A 24,067-nucleotide genomic window follows, 5' to 3' on the forward strand; every position below is an offset into this window, starting at 1 on the left:
TCACTCCTGCATGACGACCGGTACCGACGTATCCACGGCTGCAGCCACGCGCAGCGCATCCCAGTTGGTCATGCGCACGCAGCCGTGCGATTCGGTCTTGCCGACATGGCCGGGCACCGGTGTGCCGTGCAGGCCGTAATGGGGTTTGGACAGGTCGATCCAGACCCGGCCGACCGGATTGTTCGGTCCGGGCGGAATCGTGGCCTTGCGATCGCCCTTCCTGGCATCCCAGAACAGCTTCGGGTTGTAGTGGAATGGCGGATCCGGGTAGACGCCGAGGATCTTCCACTCACCGATCGGCAGCGGGTCGTGCTCGCTGCCCGACGATACCGGTACCTGCGCGATCACCTTGCCCTGCGCGTCCAGCAGCTGCAGGGTGGAGTCGGATTTGTCGACCACCAGTTTGGCGGCCTTGGGCAATGCAGCGGGCGCGATGTTGGGCACCTGGATGCGGCTGCCGGCCTTGCTCAGATCCACACCGGGATTGAGCGCCTTCAGCAGCTCCGGTGCGGCATGGAAGCGCTCGCCCAGCGCTTCCTCCACGCTGCTGAAGCCCAGTGCCTTGAGCTTGGCCTGGTCGGCGGGCTTCTTTGGAATCGCGACGAACGGACCGGCCGCGTCTTCTGCGGTCAGCGTGTAGCTGGCAAGGGGGCCGACCGAGTCGGCCTGCAGGGCCTTCCAGGTGGCGTCGTCCAGTTCGCCACTGACTGTCAGCCCGTGCGCTGCCTGGAAGCCGGATACCGCGCGGCGTTGATTGCTGCCCACTTCGCCATCGATTTCGCCCGGAGAGAAATTGGCGCGGTCCAGAAGTACCTGGGCGTGCAGGGGCGAGTGCGCCGCCGTGTCAGGGCCGGCCTTTTCGGCGATGGGTGCTGGCAGGCCGGCGGGCGGGGGCGTCTGCGCAAAGGCGGGCGACATCAGCAGCGACAGGGCCAGCAGGGCGGGGCGGCATACGGGCATGGGCATCTCCAGGCAGATCACGCCTCCACCCTGCCCGTAGACGCTGCGCAGCCGCCGTGAAAGAAAACTGATGCCAGCATGAGCAGTGGGGCCGCGCCGCCGGGCCATCCTCCCGCCGCAGAAGCGGGAGGCCGGGTCTCACCAAGGTGAACGGCTTCCGACGCAGTCGAGCGGGAGGCGATCAAGATTCCCGGCTGGCGGGCCGATATGGGCGCATCCCCCCCGTTTTGGATTCACCCCATGAACTACTTGAGGAACGTCAGGGTCGCCTGGCGTCTTGGGCTTGGCTTTGGCCTGTTGTTGCTGCTGGTTGCCGCCGTGGTCGCTACCGGTGCCACCGCCACCATGGTGCAGAAGCGCGCGATGGAGCAGGTGGTCGAGGTCGGCGTAGCCAAGGTGCGGCTGCTGTCGGAGATGCTTGATGCCAACAACCAGATGATGGTCGTGCGCCGCGAGATGCTGATCCGCCAGGGCGAAGACCGTGCCAACGACGAGCAGCGCATTGCCGATCTGGTCAAGCGCTACGAGGCCAGTTGGACGGCCTACCAGGCCCTGCCCGGCGATGCCGAAGGCAAGGTGATCGGCGAGACCATCGCCGCCAAGCGCGCGCTCGCCCGTCCGCTCAACAAGCAGACCAGCGAACTGATGGAACAGGGCGATTTCCCCGGCGCCGTGGCGCTGACCCTGGGCCCGGTGCAGGAAGCGGCCAATGGCTGGAACAAGGCGCTGGCCGATGGCGTGGCCTATGAAGAAAAGGAAAGCCGCGAGGCCGCTGCCGAGGCGATCCGCCTGGGCGAGCGCAGCCTGCTGCAGCTGCTGGTGCTGGGTGGCGTGGCGCTGCTGGCAGGCATCGCCGCATCGGTGCTGATCGGTCGCAGCATGACCGGCCCGCTGGCGCGTGCAGTGCAGCTGGCCGAGCGCCTGTCCAAGGGTGAACTGGACCAGGAATTCCGCCTGGGTGGCCGTGACGAGCTGACCCAGCTCGGCGAGGCCATGGCCAGCGTGCGCCAGAGCGTTCAGGCCGCCATCGGCGCGCAGCTGCAGATGGCCGAGCAGCATGAAGCCGGCGCGATCCGTTACCGGATGGACGCCAGTGCGTTCCCCGGCGACTTCGGCCGCATGGTGCAGGCCACCAACCACCTGGTCGAATCGCACGTGCAGGTGCAGCTGCTGATGGCCGAGGTGATGCAGCGCTATGCCATCGGCGACCTCAGCCGCGATCTGCCCGAGTACCCGGGCGAGAAGGGCATGCTGACCCGTACCCTGGCGGCGGTGAAGCAGAGCCTGATGGCGATCAACGCGCAGATCGATGAACTGGCCCGTGCCGCGCGCGCTGGCGATTTCAGCGTGCGCGGCGACGCCGCGGCATTCCAGTACCAGTTCCAGGCGATGGTGAACCACCTCAACGGCATGATGGCCAGTTCGCAGGCCAGCATCGCCGATGTCTCCGACGTGCTGCGCGCCATCTCGCATGGCAACCTCACCGCGCGCATGGAGGGCGAGTACGAGGGCGTGTTCGCGCGCATGCGCGACGATGCCAATGCCACCACCACGCAGCTGACCGGAATCGTGCGTGGCATCCAGGTGGCCGCCGACAGCATCAACAACGCGGCACAGGAACTGGCGGCCGGCAACAACGATCTGTCGCGCCGTACCGAACAACAGGCCGCGAATCTGGAAGAGGCTGCCGCCTCGATGGAAGAGCTGACCTCGACCGTGCGCCAGAACGCCGAGCTGGCACGCCAGGCCGACAGCGAAGCGCATGCGGCCGGCGTTGCCGTGCGCGAGACCGAGCAGGCCATGGCACAGATGGCCACGGTGATGGGCGAGATCGACCAGTCTTCGGCGCGCATTTCCGAAATCTCCACGGTGATCGATGGCATCGCCTTCCAGACCAACATCCTGGCGCTGAACGCTGCAGTGGAAGCGGCGCGTGCCGGCGAACAGGGTCGCGGCTTTGCGGTGGTGGCCAGCGAAGTGCGTACGCTGGCGCAGCGTGCCGGTGTCGCTGCCAAGGAGATCAAGGAGTTGATCGAGGACGCCGCTGCCAAGGTGCAGAGCGGCCTGGCCGTGACCGTGGAATCGGAAGCCGCCATTGCCCGCGTGGCCCAGGCGAGCTCGCGTACCACCCAGCTGATGAGCGACATCGCCGCCGCCAGCAAGGAACAGGCGGCCGGCATCGAGCAGGTCAACCAGGTGGTGGTGCAGATGGACCAGGTAACCCAGCAGAACGCCGCGCTGGTGGAAGAGGCCACCGCTGCCAGCCGCGCGCTGGAAGAGCAGGCGCATGCGCTGACCACGTCGGTGTCGGTGTTCCAGCTGGAGCAGGGAACGCGCATGCCCATCGTGCCTGCACGCGCGGCGTAAGCCAACGACAGCGCGATGTTGGATGGCGCCCTGCATGCGATGACCCGCATGCAGGGCGTCGATGCACGCAATGGTTGAGGGCCGCTAGCGCCCGCGTGCCGAGCGTTCGATCAACCAACCGGCTGCGTACAGCAACAGCAGGGTTGGCGGGACCAGCACCGCATACGCGGTCGACCAGGGCTTGCCGTACAACAGGCTGCCTGCGCCGATGGCATCAAGCGCGGCAGACTGCAGGGTGATGGGGAGTGCCATCAGGATGTAGATACCCTTCGGGTCGGCGTCTGTCTGCGCGCCGTGGACCAGCCACGCGGTCAACAGCAGGTAGACCACGCACAGCGCAAGCCCGGTCCAGCTCAGCACTCGTCGCATCTTCATCTGCAGGCCTCCTGTCAACGGACCTCGAAGCGCGCTTGCAGTGGCAGGCTCACACCCCGCAACAGATCCTTGACCACCACCTGTGCCGTCCACGTACCTTTCGGATCGTCGGGTTCGGCGACGAACTTCAGCTGCACACTGGTCATGTACAACAGGGTGGGCGGACCCGGCAGGCGAGCGGTGAAACAGGGAACATCGCGTTCTTCCGCGCTGCTGCTGCCGTCCGGGCGAAGCATGCGCACGTCGCAGTGCACCTTGGCCGCGCCATCTTCGCCCAGTTGCGGGTTGGACAGGAATGTCAGCACGAACAGCTCGCCGCCCAGCTGCACGTCGCTGGCCTCGGTGAAGCGCGGCGTGGTGTCCGCGGGGGTTTCCCACTTGGCCTGCCAATCGGCGTCGGAGGTGACCAGCAGGGATGCCGCAAAGCCATCGCTGGATTTCATGGCATCGGTCTGCGGCACCGCCTTGCCGTCGCCATCTATCCAGCCATCGCTGGCAAAGGTGGTCAGTGGCAGCATCAGGGCCATCATGGCCATCATGGCCAGTGCGGATGTCCATCGCATCATCGCTTCTCCTTGGCAGCCGCGTCCTGCGGCGGGGGCGCAAGTATCGCCGATCCGGCATGCCCCCCAAAAGCGGCGGCGGCATGCCGGTTCCAGGACAGGCTCAGCGCGGTGCGGCGCTGGCCTGCGGCGGGCAACGACGCGGGTTGCAGCGTTGCTTGCCGGTGGCGTCGGTGCTGCCGACAGCGCCGGTCGCGGCAGCGCCGCCGACGGCACCGTAGCCGACACGCAGTCCGATGCTGCTGGCACGACCCGAGCCACGGGTCTGTTCATGGCCCAGCAGCAGCGACATGAACCAGCCACGCTGCAGGCGCACGTCCATGCCGGCGGCAATCGACAACGCATGGTCGTTGTAGCTCTGCATGCGCAGCTGATAGTCCTGCGCACGTGGGCCCACCGCGTAGTTCAGGTACGCATCGCCCTTGTCATCCAGCGCCTGGCGGTACTCGATGCTCCAGAACGGACGCACACGCGCTTCCGGGTCTGCCGGCAGATACGCACCCTCCAACCCCAGCGCAACCGCGCTGTTGCGCACCACCTGCTCGCGATAGACCAGGTCATACAGGCCTGCGCCATTCTCGCGGTAGCTGTCCAGCGTACTGCGGCTTGCTTCAATACGGCCGTAACCGGTCAGCGTCATCCCCGCGTTGCGGTGTTCGTAGCCGACGGCCAGCGAACCAAACCATTGGTCACCATCACGCTTGCCCTGTGCGAAGGCATCAGCGTCCGCGCTCCAGCGGCGGGTATCGAAATCCAGCGTGCCGGTCGCGATCACACCATCGACGAACAGGTGGTCGCCACCGCGCCACAGGCCGTAGGCGGCCAGCGAACGTTGATCGGATTTCACCCGCGCATCGCTGCCCTCCATGTCGCTGTTGTTGCGGCCGATACTACCGGCGACGCCGAACAGGAACTGGTCACCGAAGGCACGGTCCACACCCACGCTGAGGCCATCGGTGCGGAAGTCGTAGCTGCTGTGACCGGCACCGGTACCATAGCTGGCGCTGCCCGAAGCCCACATGCCCCAGCCGGCAGGAAGTGCGGGCAGCGCGTCGCCACCCAGCCGCGACATCGGCACCGACACGCTGGGCAGATCATTGCCACCGCTGTAGCTCAACGACAACTGGTTGCTCGACGCGTTGCTGCCGCTACGCACCTGGCGCAGGCGGTCGCGGATGTTGGCCTGCTGTGCGCTGGCGAAGCGTACGCTGGCATCGACCTGCGCCTGCACGTTGGCGATCACGCCGGGGTCGCGGCTCGGATCCGGGCGCTGGCTGACCACCAGGCGCAACTGCGCGGTGCCCGCCGCAAAGCCACCGGCGGCGGCCTGGCTGACGGTGAGAACGGCCACGCCTTCGCCGACCACGGTGACGGTACGGCCTTGTACGCTGGCGACCGACGTATTGCTGCTGCTGTAGCTGAAGGCGCCGCGGCTGGGGCTCTGCGGATCAACCAGGTCGAACGCCGCTTCACCGAACACCTTGTGCAGTTCCTGCGGCCACTGCAGCACCGGCACAGCGGCGGTGATGTCCACGTCCAGCGTCGCCTGCACGGCGGCCTGGTATTGCGCGTTGCCCGCCTGGTTGGCGGTCAGGCTGCAACGTCCAGCTGCCAGCATCACTACGGCGTTGCCTTCCACGCGGCATATGTCAGGGGTGGTGCTGGCGAAGACCACCGGACTGCCCGACGCGCCGCCGTTGGCGGAGACTGAGAAGCGACCATCGACGCTGTAAAGCGGCGCCGTGGGATTGGCCACGAATGCGGTGATCTGCTGGACGGCCTCGATCACCTGCAGGGTGAATGCCTGGCTGGCGGTGAAGTTGTTGGCGTCGGTGACAGTCACGGTGAATGCATAGCTGCCGGCGCCCGTCGGCGTGCCGGAGAACGTGCCGTCGCTGCCCAGGCTCAGACCGGAAGGCAGAGCGCCGGACGTCACCTGGAAAGCATACGGCGCGGCACCGCCGGAAACCTGCAGTTGCTGTGTGTAGGCAACGGCGGTCGACGACTGCGGCAGGCTCGACAACGCGAAGCCGATCTGCGGTGCGGCTACCACCACGGTGTAGCTGCGGGTAACGGAGAACGGACCGGTACCGGTACTGCTGTCGGTGGCGGTGATGTCGAAGCTGTAGCTGCCGGCCGTGTTCGGATTGCCGCTGAGCTCGCCGCTGGCCGACAGGCTGATGCCTGGCGGCAGTGCGCCGACCGGCTGGTAGCTGTAGGGTGCCGCGCCTCCACTGCTGGACAGGCTCTGCTGATAGCTGCTGCCGGCCGTGGCGCTGGCCAGCGTGGCCGGTGTCAACGCCAGCGTCGCTGCGCCGACGGTGATGCTGACCGTAGCCGGTGCCGAGGTCATGTTGCCGTCGGTCGCGGTGTAGGTGAAGGTATCGGGCCCGGCGTAACCCACGGTCGGCGTGTAGGTGGGCGTGATGCCGGAGAGCGTCAGGTTGCCGTGCGTCGGCGCGCTGCCGACGGTTACCTGCGTGGCCACGCCACTGATGCTCAGAGTGATGGTGCTGGGCGTGCCATAGGGTACCGCGGCGGTGGAGTTGCTGGCGACGATGGCATCGGCCGCCACCGCTGCATTGGACGCGGTGGACGGGCCACCGGTGCCGGCGCTGTTGCTGGCAGTGACGGTAAAGGTATAGGACTGGCCGACCGTGAGGCCGCTGACCGTGAGTGGGCTGGCCGCACCAAATGCAGTGATGCCACCGGGGCTGGAGGTCACCGTGTAGCCGCTGATGGTGGCGCCACCGTTGCCCGCCGGTGCGGTGAACGCCACCCTGATTTCACCGGTGCCCGATGGCGTCGCGTTGACCGCTGTAGGCGCGCCCGGCGCCACGGCATTGACGGTGAACGACTGGCTGACCTGAGCCGCAGCCAGATAGGCGCTGTCGCCCGGCTGATTGGCATTGATGGTGCAGGTGCCGGCGCTCAGGAACGCCAGGGTGCCGCTGCTGATCGTGCAGACGCCAGCGGTGGACGAAGTGAGCGACACCGGCAGATTCGACGTCGACGTGGCCGTCAGCGTCGGTGTCGTGCCGTAGTTCTGTGCACCCGGATTGGCGAAGGTGATGGTCTGCGGCGAGGCGGGAATGATGGCGTTGGAGGCGGATGATCCGCTGCCGGTGCCGGCACTGTTGGTGGCCGTCACGGAGAAGGTATAGCTCACGCCGTTGGTAAGGCCGGTCACGGTGATCGGCGAACCGCCGCCGGTGCCGGTGGCACCGCCTGGGTTTGCAGTAACGGTGTAGCCGGTGATGGCAGCGCCTCCGCTGCTGGCGGGGGCGCTGAACGTCACTGTCGCTTGGCCATCGCCCGCCGTCGCGGTGCCCATGGTGGGTGCGGTCGGCACGACGGCATTGACCGTGAAGCTCCGCGCAACGGTGGGTGCCGCAGCGAACGTTCCGTTTCCACTCTGGTCGGCATCGATGCTGCAGGTGCCGGCGGTGGTGAACGTCAGTGCGCCGCCGCTGGTGATCGTGCACACGCCGGTGGTGGTGGAGGTGAACGTCACCGGCAGGCCGGAGCTGCTGCTGGCGGTCAACGTCGGCGAGGTGCCGAAGTTCTGCGAGCCAGGATTGTTGAAGGTGATGGTCTGCGTGCCCTTCGGTGTGACGGCACTGGAGCTGGCCGATGGTGCGCCGGTGCCGATGGCATTGGTTGCGGTAACGGTGAAGGTGTAGGTCGTGCCGTTGTCCAAGCCAGTGACGACCAGTGGCGAGCCCGCGCCCGAGGCGGTGAAGCCACCCGGTGCGGAGGTTGCCGTGTAACTGGTGATGGCCGAACCACCGTTGCTTGCCGGTGCGGTGAAGGCCAGCGACACCTGGCCGTTGCCGGCCGTGGGCGCACCGATGGTCGGCGCATCCGGTGCGACGGCGTTGACGGCAAAGGAACGACTGACCGTGGGCGCGGGATTCCAGGCGGAATCGCCAGCCTGGTGGGCATCAATGGTGCAGATGCCCGTGGTGGCAAAGGTCAGGGTGCCGCCACCGGTGATGCTGCACACCCCCGTGGTGCTGGAGGTGAACGTCGCTGCAAGGCCGGACGTGGTGGAAGCGGTCAATGTCGGGTTGCTGCCGAAAGCCTGCGCACCTGGATCGGCGAAGGAGATCGTCTGGTCACCCTTGGGGATTGCCGGTGCCGAGGCCGCCGAAGGTTCGCTGGTCCCGATCGAATTGGTAGCTGTGACCCTGAACGTGTACGAGGTGCCATTGGTCAATCCGGTCACCACCAGCGGAGAACTGCTGCCGTTGGCGAGCAGGCCGCCAGGTGAGGAGGTCACGGTGTATCCGGTGATGGTCGCGCCGCCATTGTCGGCAGGGGCTGTGAAGCTCACCGATGCCTGCGCATTGCCGGCCGTCGCAGCACCGATCTGTGGAGCGTCCGGTGCCTCAGGCACCGGCACCGGATCGATCACCAGGTTGTTGATCGTGTGCCAACTGGGGTTTCCGCTGGCGGTGTACAGGCGGACCTCATCGACGTTGGTGAAGTACGGCAGAGTGACCTGCACTGAACTGAAATCTGCCTTGTAGGCTTCGAATGATGTCGAGGCGACCTGACGACCATTGCGAAAGCCCGCGACGATGATCGGGGCACTACTGGTCTCCCCCCAGTTGTAGTAGCGGAATGCCGTCAGCTGGAATTCCTTGCCGTCGGCAGAGCGGACAATCATGCCGCGATAGCCATCGACAAGCGCGGCGTCGGTCAGACCGTCGAAGTTGTCACTGTCATAGAGCGCCGCCGCCGATTGCCAGCCGATCATGCCGGAGGGCGTACCGTTGCTGTCGGAGATATGGCCGATCTGGATGCTGAGCCCGGGTATGGTGGCGGAGCCGCCCTGGCCGCTGCTGGCAATGGGGCCGCCGAGACCGCCGTTGTTGCTGAACGTCAGGACCGTAGGTGCGGCATGCGCGGTCAGCGCCACGGCAAGGCACAGCAACAGCAGCGCCGCCCGCAGCAGCGGACGGGCAAAGTTTGGTGCGGACATGCGATCCCCCTGATCAATCCACGAATGTCAGCCACCGCACTGCGCTTGGGCGCCTCTGCCGGTGGGCCGTTCCTTCCTGTCAGATTCCCGATGTCGGCCGGGTTGCCGGTCGACAGTCCATTGCCGTGATGCAATTTCCGTGCCGTGGCACGTCCTTCCTCAATCCCCTGGGCCACCGCTGGCGACCCGTGTGGCGGCGATTCTATCCGTTTCTTCGCCGTTGCCAACGGGGGCTTCTGAACCGGTCATGCCGCATGCCCGCGTACCCCTGCGTATGGCGTACCTGTGCGCGTTCGATCATGCTTGATGTCCTCCGTTGCGGACATGGGCCGGTTTCGCATTGAGTGCGGCGTTGACACTGCAGGTCGTCATGTTGCCGGGGCTGGATGGCACCGGGCGGCTGTCAGTGCCTTTTCTGGGGGCGCTGCGCACAGGTGGACTCGATGCGCGCGTACTGGCGCTGCCCAGCGTGGGGGCGCAGGACTACAGAACATTGGCAGAGGTGGTACGTCCGCAACTGCCTGCGCAGCCGTTCGTGCTTGTTGCCGAGTCCTTTGCCGGCCCTCTTGCGGTTGAACTGGCCGCAGGCCTGCTTCCCGGTCTCCGGGGACTGGTGCTGTGCACGACCTTCGCACGGCGGCCGGTGCCATTGCCCCCCGCCGCCGCGATGGCGCTTGCGCTTGCATGGCCGATGCCGCCGTTGCCGCTGCTGGCGCGACTGCTGCTGGGGCAGTGGCGCACCGGCGAGCACACGTCGATGCTGCGCGATGCGTTGGCTCAGGTTCCAGCGACCACGTTGCGGCAGCGCGCCGCAGCGACCCTGCGGGTCGACGTACGCGCATTGCTGCCGCAGATCGGGGTGCCGACGCTGTGCCTGCAGGCAGGCCATGACCGGCTGCTGTGGCCGCCGAGCGTAGCCGAGCTGCAGACCCTGCTGCCGGACGCGCGGCACGTGGCCCTGGACGGGCCGCATCTGCTGCTGCTGGCCTGTGCCGAACCGGCCGCCGCGGTGGTGGCCGGTTGGGTGAGGGCGCTACCCGCTACCGGCTAACTGCCGGCGCGGGTGCGTGCGGCCTTCTTCGCCGCAGTCTTGCGTACCGCCTTTTTTGCTGCACGGGTTTTGGCGGCCTTCTTCGCTGCGGTGCTGCGTGAGGCGCTCTTCTGCGTTGCCTTCCCGGTGGCCGCCTTCTTTGCAGGGGCCTTCTTAACCGCCTTCTTTGCAGCCTTCTTTGCAGCCGTCTTCTTTGCAGGTGTCTTCTTCGCAGGCGTCTTTTTCGCGGCGGTCTTCTTCGCCACCTTCTTCGCCGGCGCCTTGCTTGCGGAAGCCTTCTTCGCCGTTGTCTTTCTGGCCACCTTCTTCGTTGCCTTGCGCGCGCTGCCGCTGCGCTTGCCACCCCCATCCTGCTTGTTCACGGTGGCCCAGGCGATACGCTCGGCGGTGCCTTCACTGGCACCGCGTTCGCGCTCACTCTCTTCGATATGCTCGGCCTGGCGCTTCTGCTTGTCGGTATAGGCGGATTTGTCACCACGGGGCATGGGGATTCTCCTGTCGGATGGTCAGGCCAGCAGGCGCAGCTTCGGCTCGCGAGCCCACTGGCGGGTGGCAGCAGCGGTGAGGAAGGCCTTGCTGTCCTCGGCCTCGACGGTGCCGGCATCGTTGCCGACGCGCGCTGCCTTCAACAGGGCCTGTGCGCCTTCGTCACTGGCGATGGCTTTCAGGTGCGCCCAGGCATCGCTGACAAAGCCCACGGCTGCCGCTTCCTTGGCCAAGGCCTTGCCGGCGTCGGCACTCAGCACGACCGCCACTGCGTCGAACACCACCGACGGGGTACCGGCCAACTGTCCGTCGGCGGCCTGTACTTTGCCGTCGCTGAGCGTGGCGCCACCGACTTTCGGTGCGACCAGCTTGACGCTGGCGCCGGCCTTTTCGGCGGACTTGCGCAGAGTGGCGATCACCCGTGCATCGGAGCCCTCGTCGAACAGGATGCCGATGCAGCGCCCCTGCAGCAGGGGCTTGTTGCGGCCGATCACGCGGACCTCGGGTGCGGCGGGCAGGTCCTGTGCTGGGGTTGCCGTCGGTGCCGGGGCGGGCAGGGTGCCCAGTGCCAGCCCGTCGGCCACGCGCTTGGCCAGGCCTTCGTCGATGTTGCGCAGATGGCTGACGGTGCGCACGCGCACCTTCTCGGTTTCCACCTTCGACAGCTCGAACACCAGCGCCGAGGCCAGGTGCGCCTGTTCCGGTTTTTCCAGGCTGCGGAAGAACATCCGCGCCTGGCTGTAGTGGTCGGCAAAGCTCTCCGCGCGGGTGCGGCCCTTGCGCCCATCATCGGCACTGGCGTGGCTGCGGAAACCGGCGGGCGTTTCGCGCGGGCTGTCCTCTTGCAGCGAACTGGGGTCGTAGGCCACGCGCCCCTTCGGCACCTGCATCTGCATATGGCCATCGCGCTGGTGGTTGGCGAAGGGGCACTTCGGTGCGTTGATCGGAATCTGGTTGAAGTTCGGTCCGCCCAGGCGGATCAGCTGGGTATCCAGGTAGGAGAACAGCCGCCCCTGCAGCAGCGGGTCGTTGCTGAAATCGATGCCCGGTGGCACGTTGGCCGGGCAGAAGGCGACCTGCTCGGTTTCGGCGAAGAAGTTGTCCGGCCAGCGGTCCAGCACCATGCGTCCGATCACCTGCAGCGGCACCAGCGACTCGGGGATGATCTTGGTCGGGTCCAGGTGGTCGAACGGGAAGCCATCGGCCTGTTCTTCGGTGAACAGCTGCACGGCCAGCTCCCACTCGGGGAAGTCGCCGCGCTGGATCGCCTCGAACAGGTCGCGGCGGTGGAAATCGTTGTCGGCGGCCTGCAGCTTCAGCGCCTCGTCCCAGACGGTGGACTGCAGCCCCAGCTTCGGCCGCCAGTGGAACTTGACGAAGGTGGAGTTCCCTTCTTCATCCAGCAGGCGGAAGCTGTGGATGCCGAAGCCTTCGATGGTGCGCAGCGAGCGCGGAATCGTGCGGTCGCTCATCGCCCACATGATCATGTGCATCGATTCGGGCATCAGCGAGACGAAATCCCAGAACGTGTCGTGTGCGCTGGCCGCCTGCGGGAAGGCGCGGTCCGGTTCCATCTTCACCGCATGGATCAGGTCGGGGAACTTGATCGCGTCCTGGATGAAGAACACCGGAATGTTGTTGCCGACCAGGTCCCAGTTGCCTTCCCCGGTGTAGAACTTCACCGCAAAGCCGCGCACGTCGCGCGGGGTGTCGACCGAGCCGGCGCCGCCGGCAACCGTGGAGAAGCGGGTGAACACCGGCGTCTTCACCCCGACCTCGGTGAGGATCTTCGCCCGGGTCACCTTGCCCAGCGACCGGGTCAGCTCGAAGAAGCCGTGGGCAGCCGAACCGCGCGCGTGGACGATGCGCTCGGGAATACGCTCGTGGTCGAAGTGGGTGATCTTCTCGCGCAGCAGGAAGTCTTCCAGCAGGGTGGGGCCACGCGGTCCCTGGCGCAGGGAGTTCTGGTTGTCGGCAACCGGAATGCCCTGGTTGCTGGTCAGTACCGGATGGGCGCCTCCTGCGAGCTGATGCAGTTCATCGCCCTGGCCGCGGCTGTCACGGTCAGCGGAGGTGGTGGCGGGAGCGCGCTTGCCGGTCGGCTTGCTGGCGGCCATGGAGGATCTCCTGGAGCGGGTAGGGGGCAGACCCCAGACAGTGGCGCCGCCGGCGTTAATGCACGGTCCCGTGGGAGTGAACGCGCAGACAAATCGGCGGCTCGGGTATGCTTGCCGCATGCGAGTCGAACCCGCCGACATCGAAGCCCTGTTCGACGCCATTCCGGACGTGCTGTTCTTCATGAAGGACCGCCAGGGCCGCTACACCTACGTCAACCAGACCATGCTGCGACGGCTGGGCCTGCGTGCGCGCAAGGACGTGATCGGACGCACCGCGGCCGAGATCTACCCCACCGGCCTGAGTGCGGACTATGTCGACCAGGACGCACGCGTGCTGTCCGGCGAGGTGATCGAGAACCTGATGGAGCTGCACCTGTTCGCCAACCGCGAACCGGGCTGGTGCCTGACCTGCAAACGCCCGCTGCTGGTGGACGGGCAGGTCGAGGGGCTGATCGGCATTTCCCGCGACCTTGGCCAGAAGGACAGCCTCGGGACCCAGTACGAGCAGCTTCGTCTGGCCTTGGCCCACCTCAATATGCACTACGCCGAGAACGTGCGGATGCAGACGCTGCTGGACATCACCGGATTCTCGCTGTCCAAGCTGGAGCGCAGCTTCCGCAAGGTGTTCCAGATGACGCCGCAGCAGGTGCTGACCCGGCTGCGGATCCAGATGGCCATGCACCTGCTGCATGGCAACGAGAGCATCGCCTGCATCGGCCAGGCCTGCGGTTTCAGCGACCAGAGCGCGTTCACCCGCAAGTTCAAGGCTGAAACCGGTTTCTCCCCGCGTGCCTACCGCGCCCGCATCGGCGGCAATGTCGGCGAGCCGGTACCGGCCTGAGTTTCCTGCTGCGCTGTGCCTATCCCCGCGGCGGCTGGACACGGTAAGGTGTCGCCCTTGTAGCCGCCGCCAGCCCTGCCGATGCCCGCCACCCCCGATACCACCGCTTCGCCCTCCCGCCTCGGCCATTCGCTCAAGCCACGCCAGCTGATCATGATGGGGCTGGGCAGCGCCATCGGCGCCGGCCTGTTCCTCGGCTCCGGCGTGGGCGTGCAGGCGGCTGGCCCGGCGGTGCTGGTGTCCTACCTGGTGGCCGGCGCGCTGGTGATCATCGTGATGAACGCGCTGGGGGAAATGGCTGCGGCCAAGCCGACCAGCGGTGCGTTCTCGGTGTATGCGGCCGATGCCATGGGCGCCACCGCCGGTGCCACCGTGGGCTGGCTGTGGTGGGTGCAGCTGGTCATCGTGATCGCCGCCGAGGCGGTGGGTGCGGCCGGGTTGCTGGCCACGGTCTGGCCGGTGGTGCCGGTACCGATGGCGGCATTGGCCTTCATGCTGTTCTTCACCGCGATCAACCTGCTCGGGGTGAAGAACTTCGGCGAGTTCGAATTCTGGTTCGCCATCCTCAAAGTGGCGGCGATCCTGGCCTTCATCGCCGTGGGCGTGGCGCTGCTGATGGGCTGGCTGCCGCAGGTGGCCTCGCCAGGCCTGAGCAACTTCACCGAGCACGGTGGCTTCGCACCGAAGGGACTGGCCGGCATCGGCGCGGCGCTGCTGGTGGTGGTGTTCGCCTTCGGTGGCACCGAAATCGTGGCCGTCGCTGCGGCGGAGACCGAAGACCCCGAGCGCAGCATCGCCCGTGCCATCCGCACCGTGGCCTGGCGCATCCTGGTGTTCTACATCGGTTCGCTGAGCGTGATCATCGCCGTGGTGCCGTGGACCAGCGAAGCGCTGAAGTCGCCGTTTGCCGCTGTTCTTGATGTCGCCAATATTCCGGGCGCGGCCACCGCCATCACCCTGATCGCGGTGATCGCCCTGCTGTCAGCGCTCAATGCCAACCTCTACGGCGCCTCGCGCATGATGTATTCGCTGGCGCAACGCCGCGAAGCACCGGCCGTGCTGGGCTGGACCGATCCGCGCCAGGTGCCGGTGATCGCGGTGCTGGCCAGCGTCCTGTTCGGCTTTGCCGCCACCATCATGGAACTGCTGTTCCCGGACAAGGTGTTGCCGGTGCTGCTGAACATCGTCGGCTCCACCTGCCTGCTGGTGTGGACGTTGTCGCTGGTCTCGCAACTGGTGCTGCGCCGTCGCGCCGACCGCCTGGGCACGCGCCTGCCGTTCCGCATGGCGGGCTTCCCGTGGCTGACTGTCTGTGCGCTGGCGATCCTGGCGCTGATCTTCGGCCTGTTGCTGAGTGAAGCGCATACGCGCCTGCAGTTCCTGTCCATGGTGGCGCTGACGGCGACCATCGCGGCCAGCAGCGCCATCGCCCGGCGCATGCGCGAGGCGTGATGGGGCCGCCGGGCATGGCCCGGCGCTACCACGGGGGCTGCACATCCGCCGTGCCATCCTGATCGGGTGGGCCATCACCGGCCCGACGAACGGGAGCACCGCATGCTGCGCAGCCGTCCCTTCCTGATGTTCACCGGCCAGGCCGAAGCGGCGCTGGCCGTGTATGCCGAAGCCTTCGCCGAATTCCGCCTGCTGGCCCTGCAGCGCCACCCGGACGGGGCGGGCGCGGGCGTGCCCGGGCAGGTTCGCCAGGCCATTTTCCTGCTCGGCGGCACCCACTACCTGTGCTTTGACAGCCTGGATATGCACGACTTCACCTTCACGCCCTCGATCTCGCTGTTCGTCGAGTGTTCCGGCGCCGAATCATTCGAGCGTGCCGCGCGCGTGCTGGGTGACGGCGGGCACTGGCTGATGCCGGTGGGCGAGCAGGATTTCAGCAGCCGCTACGGCTGGGTGCAGGACCGCTTCGGCGTGTCGTGGCAGTTGAGCCTGGGGCAGATGCCCGACCCGTGACGCGTTCTGCCGCTGCGCTCGCCGGGCATGGCCCGGCGCTACCGGAAAACAAGAACGGCCCGCTTGCGCGGGCCGTTCTCATTTCCGATGCCGCGATGGCTTACGCCTCGACTTCATCATCCTTGTAGGCATCGACCGGGATGCAGGCACACATCACGTTCTTGTCGCCGTACACGTTGTCGACGCGGGCGACCGGCGGCCAGTACTTCTGCAGCTTCAGGCTCGGCAGCGGGAAGGCGGCCAGCTCGCGGGGGTAGGCGTGGGTCCACTCGCTGGCGGTCACGGCCGTGGCCGTGTGCGGGGCGTTCTTCAGCGGGTTGTCCTCGCGGTCCAGGCGGCCGTCTTCGATCGCGGTGATCTCTTCGCGGATCTGGATCATCGCGTCGATGAAGCGGTCCAGCTCGTGCAGCGATTCGCTTTCGGTCGGTTCGACCATCAGCGTGCCGGCCACCGGGAAGCTCAGGGTGGGGGCATGGAAGCCGAAGTCGATCAGGCGCTTGGCCACGTCTTCGGCACCGATGCCGCTGGCCTTCTCCAGCGGACGCACGTCCAGGATGCACTCGTGCGCGACCAGGCCGTTGCGACCGGTGTACAGGGTCTTGAAGTGCGGGGCCAGGCGCTTGGCGATGTAGTTGGCGTTGAGCTGGGCGACCTGGGTGGCCTTGCGCAGGCCCTCGGTGCCCATCATCGCGATGTACATCCAGCTGATCGGCAGGATCGAGGCGCTGCCGAAGCTGGCGGCGCTGACCATGCCGACCGGACCGTTGTCACCCAGCTTGCCCGGCAGGAACGGGGCAAGGTGCGACTTGACCGCACACGGGCCAACGCCCGGGCCGCCGCCGCCGTGCGGGATGCAGAAGGTCTTGTGCAGGTTCAGGTGCGAAACGTCCGAACCCCACTTGCCCGGCTTGGCCACGCCGACCAGGGCGTTCATGTTGGCGCCGTCGGTGTACACCTGGCCGCCATGCTTGTGGATGATCTCGCAGATCTCCACCACCTCTTCCTCGAACACGCCGTGCGTGGACGGGTAGGTCATCATGATCGCGGCCAGGCGGTCGCTGTACTTCTCGGCATTGAGGCGGATGTCTTCAACGTCGACGTTGCCGTTGGCATCGGTCTTGGTGACCACGACCTTCATGCCGCACATCTGCGCCGAGGCCGGGTTGGTGCCATGCGCCGAATCCGGAATCAGGCAGATGTCACGGTGATCTTCGCCACGCGAGCGGTGGTAGGCGCGGATCGCCAGCAGGCCGGCGTACTCGCCCTGCGCACCGGAGTTTGGCTGCAGGCTGACGGCGTCGTAGCCGGTGCACTCGACCAGCATCGCTTCCAGCGAATCGATCAGTTCCTTGTAGCCCAGCGCCTGCTCGGCCGGCACCAGCGGGTGGATCTGCGAGAACTCCGGCCAGGTCACCGGGATCATTTCGGCGGTGGCGTTGAGCTTCATGGTGCACGAGCCCAGCGGGATCATCGTGCGGTCCATCGCCAGGTCCTTGTCGGCCAGCGAACGCAGGTAGCGCAGCAGTTCGTGCTCGCTGTGGTGGGTGTTGAACACCGGGTGGGTCAGGAACGCGGACTGGCGCAGCAGGCCGGCCGGCAGCGCATCGGCGGTGCTGGCATCGAGCGCGTCCACATCAACGGTGGCACCGAACAGCGCGCCTACGGCGACGATGTCGGCGCGGGTGGCGGTCTCGTCCAGGCTGATGCCGACCGAACTGCTGTCGATCGCACGCAGGTTGTAGCCGGCGGCACGGGCCTTGGCATGGATCGCGTCGGCGTCGACACCGGTGACGTGCAGCGTGTCGAAGAAGTCGGCACCGACCTGCACACCGGCAGTGCGCAGCGCGCTGGCCAGGATGGCGGCCAGGCGATGGGTGCGGCGGGCGATGCGGGTCAGGCCTTCCGGGCCGTGGTAGACGGCGTACATCGAGGCCATCACCGCCAGCAGCACCTGTGCGGTGCAGATGTTGGAGGTGGCCTTCTCGCGGCGGATGTGCTGTTCGCGGGTCTGCAGGGTCAGGCGGTAGGCCGGGTTGCCCTGTGCGTCGATCGAGACGCCGATCAGGCGGCCCGGCATCGAACGCTTGTAGGCGTCACGGCAGGCCATGAACGCCGCATGCGGGCCACCGAAGCCGAACGGCACGCCGAAACGCTGGCTGTTGCCGACCACGATGTCCGCACCCCATTCGCCCGGGGCGGCCAGCAGGGTCAGTGCCAGCAGGTCGGTGGCCACAGCCACCAGGCCGCCGCGCGCGTGCACGGCATCGACCAGCGCCTTGTAGTCGCCCACCTGGCCGAAGGTGTCCGGGTACTGCAGCAGCAGGCCGAAGGCTTCCGCTTCCAGCGCTTCGGCCGGGGTGCCCACGCGCAGCACGATGCCCATGGGTTCGGCGCGGGTGCGCAGCAGTTCCAGCGTCTGCGGGTGCACGGCGTCGTGCACGAAGAAGGTGTCCGACTTCGACTTGGCCGAGCGCTTGGCCAGGGTCATCGCTTCAGCGGCGGCCGTGGCTTCGTCCAGCAGCGAGGCGTTGGCGATTTCCATGCCGGTCAGGTCGGCACACAGGGTCTGGAAGTTGATCAGCGCTTCCATGCGGCCCTGCGAGATTTCCGCCTGGTACGGGGTGTAGGCGGTGTACCAGGCCGGGTTTTCCAGGATGTTGCGCAGGATCACGTTCGGCGTGTGGGTGCCGTAGTAGCCCTGGCCGATGAAGCTGCGCAGCACGGTGTTCTTGTCGGCGATCGCGCGGATCTTCGCCAGCGCCTGCACTTCGGTGATCGACTCCGGCAGCGCCAGCGGTGCCGGCGACTTGATCTTGGCCGGCACGATGGCATCGGTCATCGCATCCAGCGAGGCGTGGCCGATGACGCCGAGCATCTGCGCGATCTCGGCATCGTTGGGGCCGATGTGGCGCTCGACGAACGCCGAATGGTGCTCGAGCTCACGCAGGGAAGGGGTGTTCTGGGACATGGCGAAGGATCCGTCAGGAAAGGGCACACGCACGGGCACAAGCCGCCGGTCGGCGGTCTGCGGGCGCCCCTCTGTCCTTTTGCCTGAGAGTTTAAAAGCGCGGAAAACCGCAGCTTCGTGCCCCTTCGGCGCCGGATCGAACCGGTCTCTCCAGAGTTCTGTTACGGGTGGTATCGGGCCTGAGCGATTACGGGCGTTGCGCCTTCGGCAGCGGTGACCTGCTTCTCCCACCGTGTTGCCCGCCGATTATAGCTCGTTGCCGGCGCCTGACGGTGGCCCGGGCTGGCCTCACGGGGCTGAATGGCCGATGGTCCGGGCGTGCGTTCTGTGCATCCTTGCATGGCATCGCGCGCATTCCCCACCTATGATGGTGGGATTCTCGTATTCATCTGGCGCCGTCCCTGCTGCAGGGGATCGGCGCCCGCCGTGCGTGTCATGCATGGCCCTGCCGGACGCTTGCCCGATGACCGCCGCCGTTGCTCCTTCCACCCGCCGCATGGCCCTGTTGCTCGCTGGCCTGGCCATGTTCGGTCCGTTCTCGATCGACACCATCTTTCCCGCGTTTCCGCAGCTGGCCCAGCGCCTGGCGGTGGACGAGGTGGCGGTGCAGCAGACCATCAGCGTCTACCTGCTGTTCTACGGCCTGATGAGCCTGGCCCATGGCCCGCTGTCCGATGCGTGGGGGCGCAAGCGGGTGATCCTCGGCGGCCTGGTGATCTTCGTCGGCGCCTCGGTGGGCTGTGCGTTGTCTACCGACCTGACCACGCTGCTGGCGTTCCGCGCACTGCAGGGCCTGTCCGCCGGCGTGGGCATGATCGTCGGCCGCGCGGTGATCCGCGATCTGTACCACGGCCACGACGCGCAGCGGCTGATGAGCCAGGTGTCGATGCTGTTCGGTATCGCCCCGGCCATCGCGCCGATCATCGGTGGCTGGATCCTGCTCAGCGGTGCCGGCTGGCCGCTGATCTTCTGGTTCCTGGTGGTGTTCGCGCTGGTGCTGCTGGCGGCCACCGCGCGCTTCCTGCCGGAAACCCATCCGGTGCAGGCGCGGATCGCCCTGTCGCCACGCACGTTGCTGCGCGATTACGTGCGCATCGGCTTCAACCCGCGGTTCCTGCGCCTGGCCCTGGCCGGCAGCATCGGGTTCGGCGGCATCTTCCTGTACATCTCCTCGGCGCCGGCCATCGTGATGCAGCACCTGCATCTGGGTGAAGGTGGCTTTGCGTGGTTGTTCATTCCCACCATCGGCGGCATGACCACCGGTTCGTTCCTGTCCGGGCGCATGGCCGGGCACAGCACACCGACCCGGCAGGTCGCGCTCGGTTTCAGCCTGTGTGCGGTCTCTGCCGTGCTGAACATCGGCTACGTCACCCTGGCGCCGCAGTTCGCGCTGCCGTGGGCGGTGATGCCGATCTTCCTTGGCGGCATGGGCATGGCGCTGATCTTCCCGATCCTGGCGCTGGCGGTGCTGGACATGTATCCGCTGCAGCGCGGCCTGGCGTCGTCGCTGCAGGCGTTCGTGCAGCTGATGATCAGCACCGTGGTGGCCGGCGTGGTATCGCCGCTGCTGCACAACAACCCGCTGCACCTGGCACTGGGACAGGCGGGCTTCTTCGCGGCCGGCTTCGTGTTCTGGTACTGGGAGCACCAGCGCGAGCGCGCATCAGAGGCAGCCAGCACGGCGCATTGAGCGTCGTGCAGGGGTAGGGCGCGTCATCACGCGCGGATCCGTTGCGGCGCTGCGGCCAGGGATTAGGCTGGGGTTTCCAGCGAGCCGGTTCGTGGGTGCACGACAGCCAGCCATTCCGATGTCGTCGCATGAGGTACCCGCATGGCTGCGCAGCAGACCTACCGGATGTTCGAGGTGGCGCTGAAGGAGCGCCGCGTTCTTTCTCCTTCCCTGGACCGCATGGTGTTCACCGGCGCCGACGTGGCGCACATGAAGACCGAAGGCCCGGACCAGCGTATCAAGGTGTTTTTCCCTTTGCCCGGCCAGGACGCGCCGGACGTGCCCAGCGGCGAAGACTGGTATGACCGTTACCGGGCACTGCCCGATGAGGCGCGGCCGCCGATGCGCACCTTTACTCTCCGCCAGCTGCGTGCCGGCGAGTGCGAGGTCGACGTCGACTTCGTGCTGCATGGCCAGACCGGACCGGCCTCGCGCTGGGCCACGCATGCACGGCCGGGCGACCGCGTGGTGCTGCTGGCCCCCGATGCCGACTGTGCGGACAGCAGCGAGGGCTGGGAATGGAAGCCGCCAGCCGGGGTAGGCCAGGTGCTGCTGGTGGCCGATGAGACCGCGTTGCCGGCGGTGGCCGGCATCCTCGAGGAACTGGCCGGGCTGGCCGATCCGCCGCGCACGCTGGCCCTGCTGGAGATCGCCCAGGCCGGTGATGCGGTGCCATTGAAGGCCCCGGCTACGGCCGAACTGGTGTGGTTGCCACGCGGGGAGCAGGCCCATGGGCAGCGGTTGCTGCAGGCGGTGCAGGCGCGGCTGGCGGCGGCCGCGACCGTCGCCGGGGCTGCCGAACTGGACGACATCGACGTTGATGCGCAGATCCTGTGGGAGCAAGCGGACGCCAGCGCGGACGGCGCGCTGTATGCCTGGGTAGCGGGCGAGGCCGGCGCGGTGATGGCGATCCGCCGGCATCTGCTGAAAGACTGCGGCCTGGATCGCCGCGCGATCACCTTCATGGGGTACTGGCGGCAGGGGCGGGTACTGGACTGAGCCGCTACCGCATCGGCGTGAACCGGCATGCAGGGGGTGTGGGTTATCCTTGCGCCCCCGCAATGCAAGCCCCACTGATGTCGACCTCTTCCAAATCCCGCCGCGACCAGCGCCGTCGCCAGGAACAGCAGGCTGCCAACAAGGCCGCCGCCACTGCCTCGCCCGTCGAGCCGCACGCCGAGCTGCGCGACACGCAGCGCACGCTGCTGGCCGGCATCGTCCGCCGCGACGGCGAATGGGTGCTGGGCATGGATGGCCGCATCGCCGGCCAGAGCGAAAGTGCGGCCCAGGTGCTGGCGCTGATCATGCAGGCCGGTGAGCTGCACGAACGGCAGGGCACGCCCGTGCGCTTGATTTACTCGGATGCGCTGCGCGATGCGGCGCAGGCCGAAGCCAACGAGAAGGGGCAGACCTTCGAGGAATTCAAGGCCGCACTGGCTGCGCAGCTGGCGGCGAAGAAGAGCAACTGATCCTCATTGCGGTAGCGCCGGGCCATGCCTGGTGGCTTTTCATTACGCCGCTGCGCTCGCCGGGCACGGCCCGGCGCTACCGAAAGGGAAAGGGCGGATCCTCGCGGATCCGCCCTTTTTTCATTTCGCTGCCGGTGCCGCGCTGGCCTGCCAACCGCACATCTGGCCTTCGTTCTGCTGCTTCAACCAGGCATTGACCGGGCTGAAGTACTCGATCATCGGGCCGGCATCGAGCTTGTCCGAGCCGGTCAGTTCCTTCAGCGTGGCCTGCCACGGCTGGCTGGCACCCTTGCTCAGCATCGCCCAGTATTTCTGGCCGGCTTCCTTGTTGCCGTAGAAGGTGCACTCGTGCAGCGGGCCCTTGAAGCCGGCGGCATCGCACAGGCCCTTGTAGAACTGGAACTGCAGGATGCGCGCCAGGAAGTAGCGGGTATACGGGGTGTTGCCCGGCACGTGGTACTTGGCACCCGGGTCGAAGAATTCCTCGCCACGGGCGCTGGCCGGGGCCACGCCCTGGTACTTGGCCTTCAGGTCCCACCATGCCTTGTTGTAGTTGTCCGGGGTGATCGAACCATCGAACACGCCCCAGCGCCAGCGGTCGATCATCAGGCCGAACGGCAGGAACGACACGCCCGACAGCGCCATGCGCATCTGGTTGTTGATGACCGCTTCGCGGCTCTCGGTCGGCGCGTCGACCAGCCCGATCGAGCTGAGGTACTTCGGCGTCATCGCCAGCACGATGGTGTCGCCGATCGCTTCATGGAAGCCATCGTTGGCGCCGCCCTGGAACAGCGGCGGCAGCGGGTTGTAGGCCAGGTCGTAATAGATGTGGCCCAGCTCGTGGTAGATGGTGGTGAAGTTCTCTTCGTTGGGCTTGATGCACATCTTGGTGCGCACATCGCCTTCCATGTTCATGTCCCACGCACTGGCGTGGCAGACCACGTCGCGGTCATCGGGCTTGATGAACTGGGTCTTGTCCCAGTACGACTGCGGCAACGACGGCATGCCCAGCGAGACGTAGAAATCCTGTGCACGCTCGGTCATCTGCTTGGCGGTGCGCAGTTCGGCCTCGCGTTGCGCCTTGTACTGCGCGGCTACGTTCGCATCCTTGCCGGCCTTGGCCAGCGCCGCGCTCAGGTTGGTCTGGTACTGCTTTTCCAGCGCCGCGGTGATGTCCAGGCTGCCGGCGCCCGGGTACGGTTCCAGCTGGTCCCACAGGTTGGACCAGTCCTGCTGCCACATGTTGCCCATCAGGTGCGCGGCGATCAGGCCGTTGCCCACCTCGGCCTTGTCCTTGCCATAGGTCTTGTCCAGCTTGCCGCGCGCGTAGCAGTGCAGCTGCTCGTACATCGGCTTGACCTGCTCCCACAGGCGATCGGTTTCCGGGCCGATCTGCTCCGGCGGCATGTCATAGCCACTGCGCCACATCTGCCCGGCATCGGTGAAGCCCATGCCCTTGGCACCTTCATTCACCAGGCCGACGAACTTCTGGTAATCACCGCGCATGCTCCTGGTGGTGCTGTGCCAGCCCTGCCAGGCATCGAGCTGCTGGTCATAGTCGCGGCTGCGCGCCAGCACCTGCTCCAGTTCGCCCAGCTGGCGGCAGGAGTTGGGATCGTTGGCGTCGGTGCAGTACTTGCCTGCGCCGTAGCTGCCTTCCATGCGGGTGGCGATCTGGGTCAGCTCGGCCAGCTTGGCCGGGTCGCGCGGCGCCGGCATCGACGACATCAGCTTCAGCAGATGGATCGCGCGCTTGCTGTCTTCGCTCATCGGCTTGCCATCGAACTTGCCGGCCTGCTCGATCCAGCTGTTGAGCTGGGTCAGCGAACGCTCGTTGGCCTTGGCCGCGATGCGCTCTGAATCGCTGTTGATGTAGGTGGAGGACAGCCACTGCGCCGAGGTCATCTCCGGGTAGGCCGCCTTGAATTCGGCATTGATGCGGGCCACGAACTGGTCAGCGGTTTCGCCGGCCGGTGCGCTGCTGCTGGCGGTCTCGGCGCCTGGGGTGGGTTCCTTCTTGCAGGCGGCCAGGGCCAGCGTGGCGGCGGCGATTGCCGAGGCCAGCAGGAGATGACGGTGTTTCACGGGCGGTCCTTGGGTGGTGAACGACCGCCGAAGGCTAGTGGGCAGGCGTTGCCACCGCAAGTGGCGGAAGTCGGCCGGGCGGCGCCCGGGGACCGCGACATCGC

General features: G+C 66.9%; 16 protein-coding genes and 1 riboswitch. Of the genes, 8 read left to right on the plus strand and 8 right to left on the minus strand.

All coding sequences use genetic code 11. The annotated features are described in order from the left end of the window. Complete coding sequence (locus tag K5K93_RS17740; RefSeq protein ID WP_222388567.1) at positions 1-966, minus strand: L,D-transpeptidase family protein; 966 nt, start codon at positions 964-966, stop codon at positions 1-3. A gap of 234 nt (positions 967-1,200) precedes the next feature. Between K5K93_RS17740 and K5K93_RS17745 the strand changes: the two genes are divergently transcribed. Then, entirely contained in the window at positions 1,201-3,327 is a 2,127-nt protein-coding gene (locus K5K93_RS17745) for a methyl-accepting chemotaxis protein (RefSeq protein WP_222388568.1), read from the plus strand. Positions 3,328-3,411: 84 nt separating this feature from the next. Here K5K93_RS17745 and K5K93_RS17750 read toward each other — a convergent pair whose 3' ends face one another. The 3 genes from K5K93_RS17750 to K5K93_RS17760 all read right to left on the minus strand — a co-directional run bounded on the left by K5K93_RS17750 (position 3,412) and on the right by K5K93_RS17760 (position 9,252). Continuing rightward, the gene (locus K5K93_RS17750; protein ID WP_222388569.1) at positions 3,412-3,702 is read right to left on the minus strand and encodes a hypothetical protein; all 291 of its coding nucleotides are present in this window, start codon (positions 3,700-3,702) and stop codon (positions 3,412-3,414) included. 14 nt (positions 3,703-3,716) lie between these two features. Beyond that, positions 3,717-4,265, minus strand: coding sequence for a hypothetical protein (locus K5K93_RS17755; RefSeq protein ID WP_222388570.1), 549 nt, complete (start codon positions 4,263-4,265; stop codon positions 3,717-3,719). A 103-nt stretch (positions 4,266-4,368) separates the two neighbouring features. After that, positions 4,369-9,252: an autotransporter domain-containing protein gene (locus tag K5K93_RS17760; protein WP_222388571.1), complete on the minus strand. Its 4,884-nt coding sequence runs from the start codon at positions 9,250-9,252 to the stop codon at positions 4,369-4,371. A gap of 370 nt (positions 9,253-9,622) precedes the next feature. Here K5K93_RS17760 and K5K93_RS17765 point away from each other — a divergent pair, with 370 nt between their 5' ends. Further along, entirely contained in the window at positions 9,623-10,303 is a 681-nt protein-coding gene (locus K5K93_RS17765; RefSeq protein ID WP_261311870.1) for an alpha/beta hydrolase, read from the plus strand. Here K5K93_RS17765 and K5K93_RS17770 read toward each other — a convergent pair. Together K5K93_RS17770 and K5K93_RS17775 are read right to left on the minus strand one after the other, a co-directional pair. After that, positions 10,300-10,788: a hypothetical protein gene (locus K5K93_RS17770; RefSeq protein ID WP_222388573.1), complete on the minus strand. Its 489-nt coding sequence runs from the start codon at positions 10,786-10,788 to the stop codon at positions 10,300-10,302. The two genes, K5K93_RS17765 and K5K93_RS17770, sit on opposite strands and share 4 nt — an antisense overlap. 21 nt (positions 10,789-10,809) lie before the next feature. Beyond that, positions 10,810-12,906, minus strand: coding sequence for a catalase (locus K5K93_RS17775; protein WP_222388574.1), 2,097 nt, complete (start codon positions 12,904-12,906; stop codon positions 10,810-10,812). Positions 12,907-13,024: 118 nt separating this feature from the next. Between K5K93_RS17775 and K5K93_RS17780 the strand changes: the two genes are divergently transcribed. The 3 genes from K5K93_RS17780 to K5K93_RS17790 all read left to right on the plus strand — a co-directional run bounded on the left by K5K93_RS17780 (position 13,025) and on the right by K5K93_RS17790 (position 15,712). Then, positions 13,025-13,747 carry an AraC family transcriptional regulator gene (locus K5K93_RS17780; protein ID WP_222388575.1) on the plus strand — a complete coding sequence of 241 codons (723 nt, stop codon included), beginning with the start codon at positions 13,025-13,027 and terminating at the stop codon, positions 13,745-13,747. A gap of 75 nt (positions 13,748-13,822) precedes the next feature. Then, entirely contained in the window at positions 13,823-15,199 is a 1,377-nt protein-coding gene (locus K5K93_RS17785; protein ID WP_025877063.1) for an amino acid permease, read from the plus strand. 102 nt (positions 15,200-15,301) lie between these two features. Next, entirely contained in the window at positions 15,302-15,712 is a 411-nt protein-coding gene (locus tag K5K93_RS17790; protein WP_222388576.1) for a VOC family protein, read from the plus strand. A gap of 100 nt (positions 15,713-15,812) precedes the next feature. Here K5K93_RS17790 and gcvP read toward each other — a convergent pair whose 3' ends face one another. Then, positions 15,813-18,680, minus strand: coding sequence for an aminomethyl-transferring glycine dehydrogenase (gene gcvP / locus K5K93_RS17795; RefSeq protein ID WP_093818633.1), 2,868 nt, complete (start codon positions 18,678-18,680; stop codon positions 15,813-15,815). Between the two features lie 61 nt (positions 18,681-18,741). Beyond that, a riboswitch (glycine riboswitch) is annotated at positions 18,742-18,844 on the minus strand. A 299-nt stretch (positions 18,845-19,143) separates the two neighbouring features. Between gcvP and K5K93_RS17800 the strand changes: the two genes are divergently transcribed. From K5K93_RS17800 to K5K93_RS17810, 3 genes are all read left to right on the plus strand, one after another. Beyond that, complete coding sequence (locus tag K5K93_RS17800) at positions 19,144-20,370, plus strand: multidrug effflux MFS transporter (RefSeq protein ID WP_222388577.1); 1,227 nt, start codon at positions 19,144-19,146, stop codon at positions 20,368-20,370. Between the two features lie 141 nt (positions 20,371-20,511). Continuing rightward, positions 20,512-21,408, plus strand: coding sequence for a siderophore-interacting protein (locus K5K93_RS17805; protein WP_222388578.1), 897 nt, complete (start codon positions 20,512-20,514; stop codon positions 21,406-21,408). 77 nt (positions 21,409-21,485) lie between these two features. Then, complete coding sequence (locus K5K93_RS17810) at positions 21,486-21,878, plus strand: hypothetical protein (RefSeq protein ID WP_025877073.1); 393 nt, start codon at positions 21,486-21,488, stop codon at positions 21,876-21,878. Between the two features lie 120 nt (positions 21,879-21,998). Here the strand turns inward: K5K93_RS17810 and K5K93_RS17815 are convergent, their stop codons facing one another. After that, entirely contained in the window at positions 21,999-23,963 is a 1,965-nt protein-coding gene (locus K5K93_RS17815) for a M2 family metallopeptidase (RefSeq protein WP_222388579.1), read from the minus strand. Between the last annotated feature and the right edge of the window lie 104 nt (positions 23,964-24,067).

This window comes from Stenotrophomonas sp. DR822 (assembly GCF_019793815.1).
Classification (GTDB): Bacteria; Pseudomonadota; Gammaproteobacteria; order Xanthomonadales; family Xanthomonadaceae; genus Stenotrophomonas; species Stenotrophomonas indicatrix.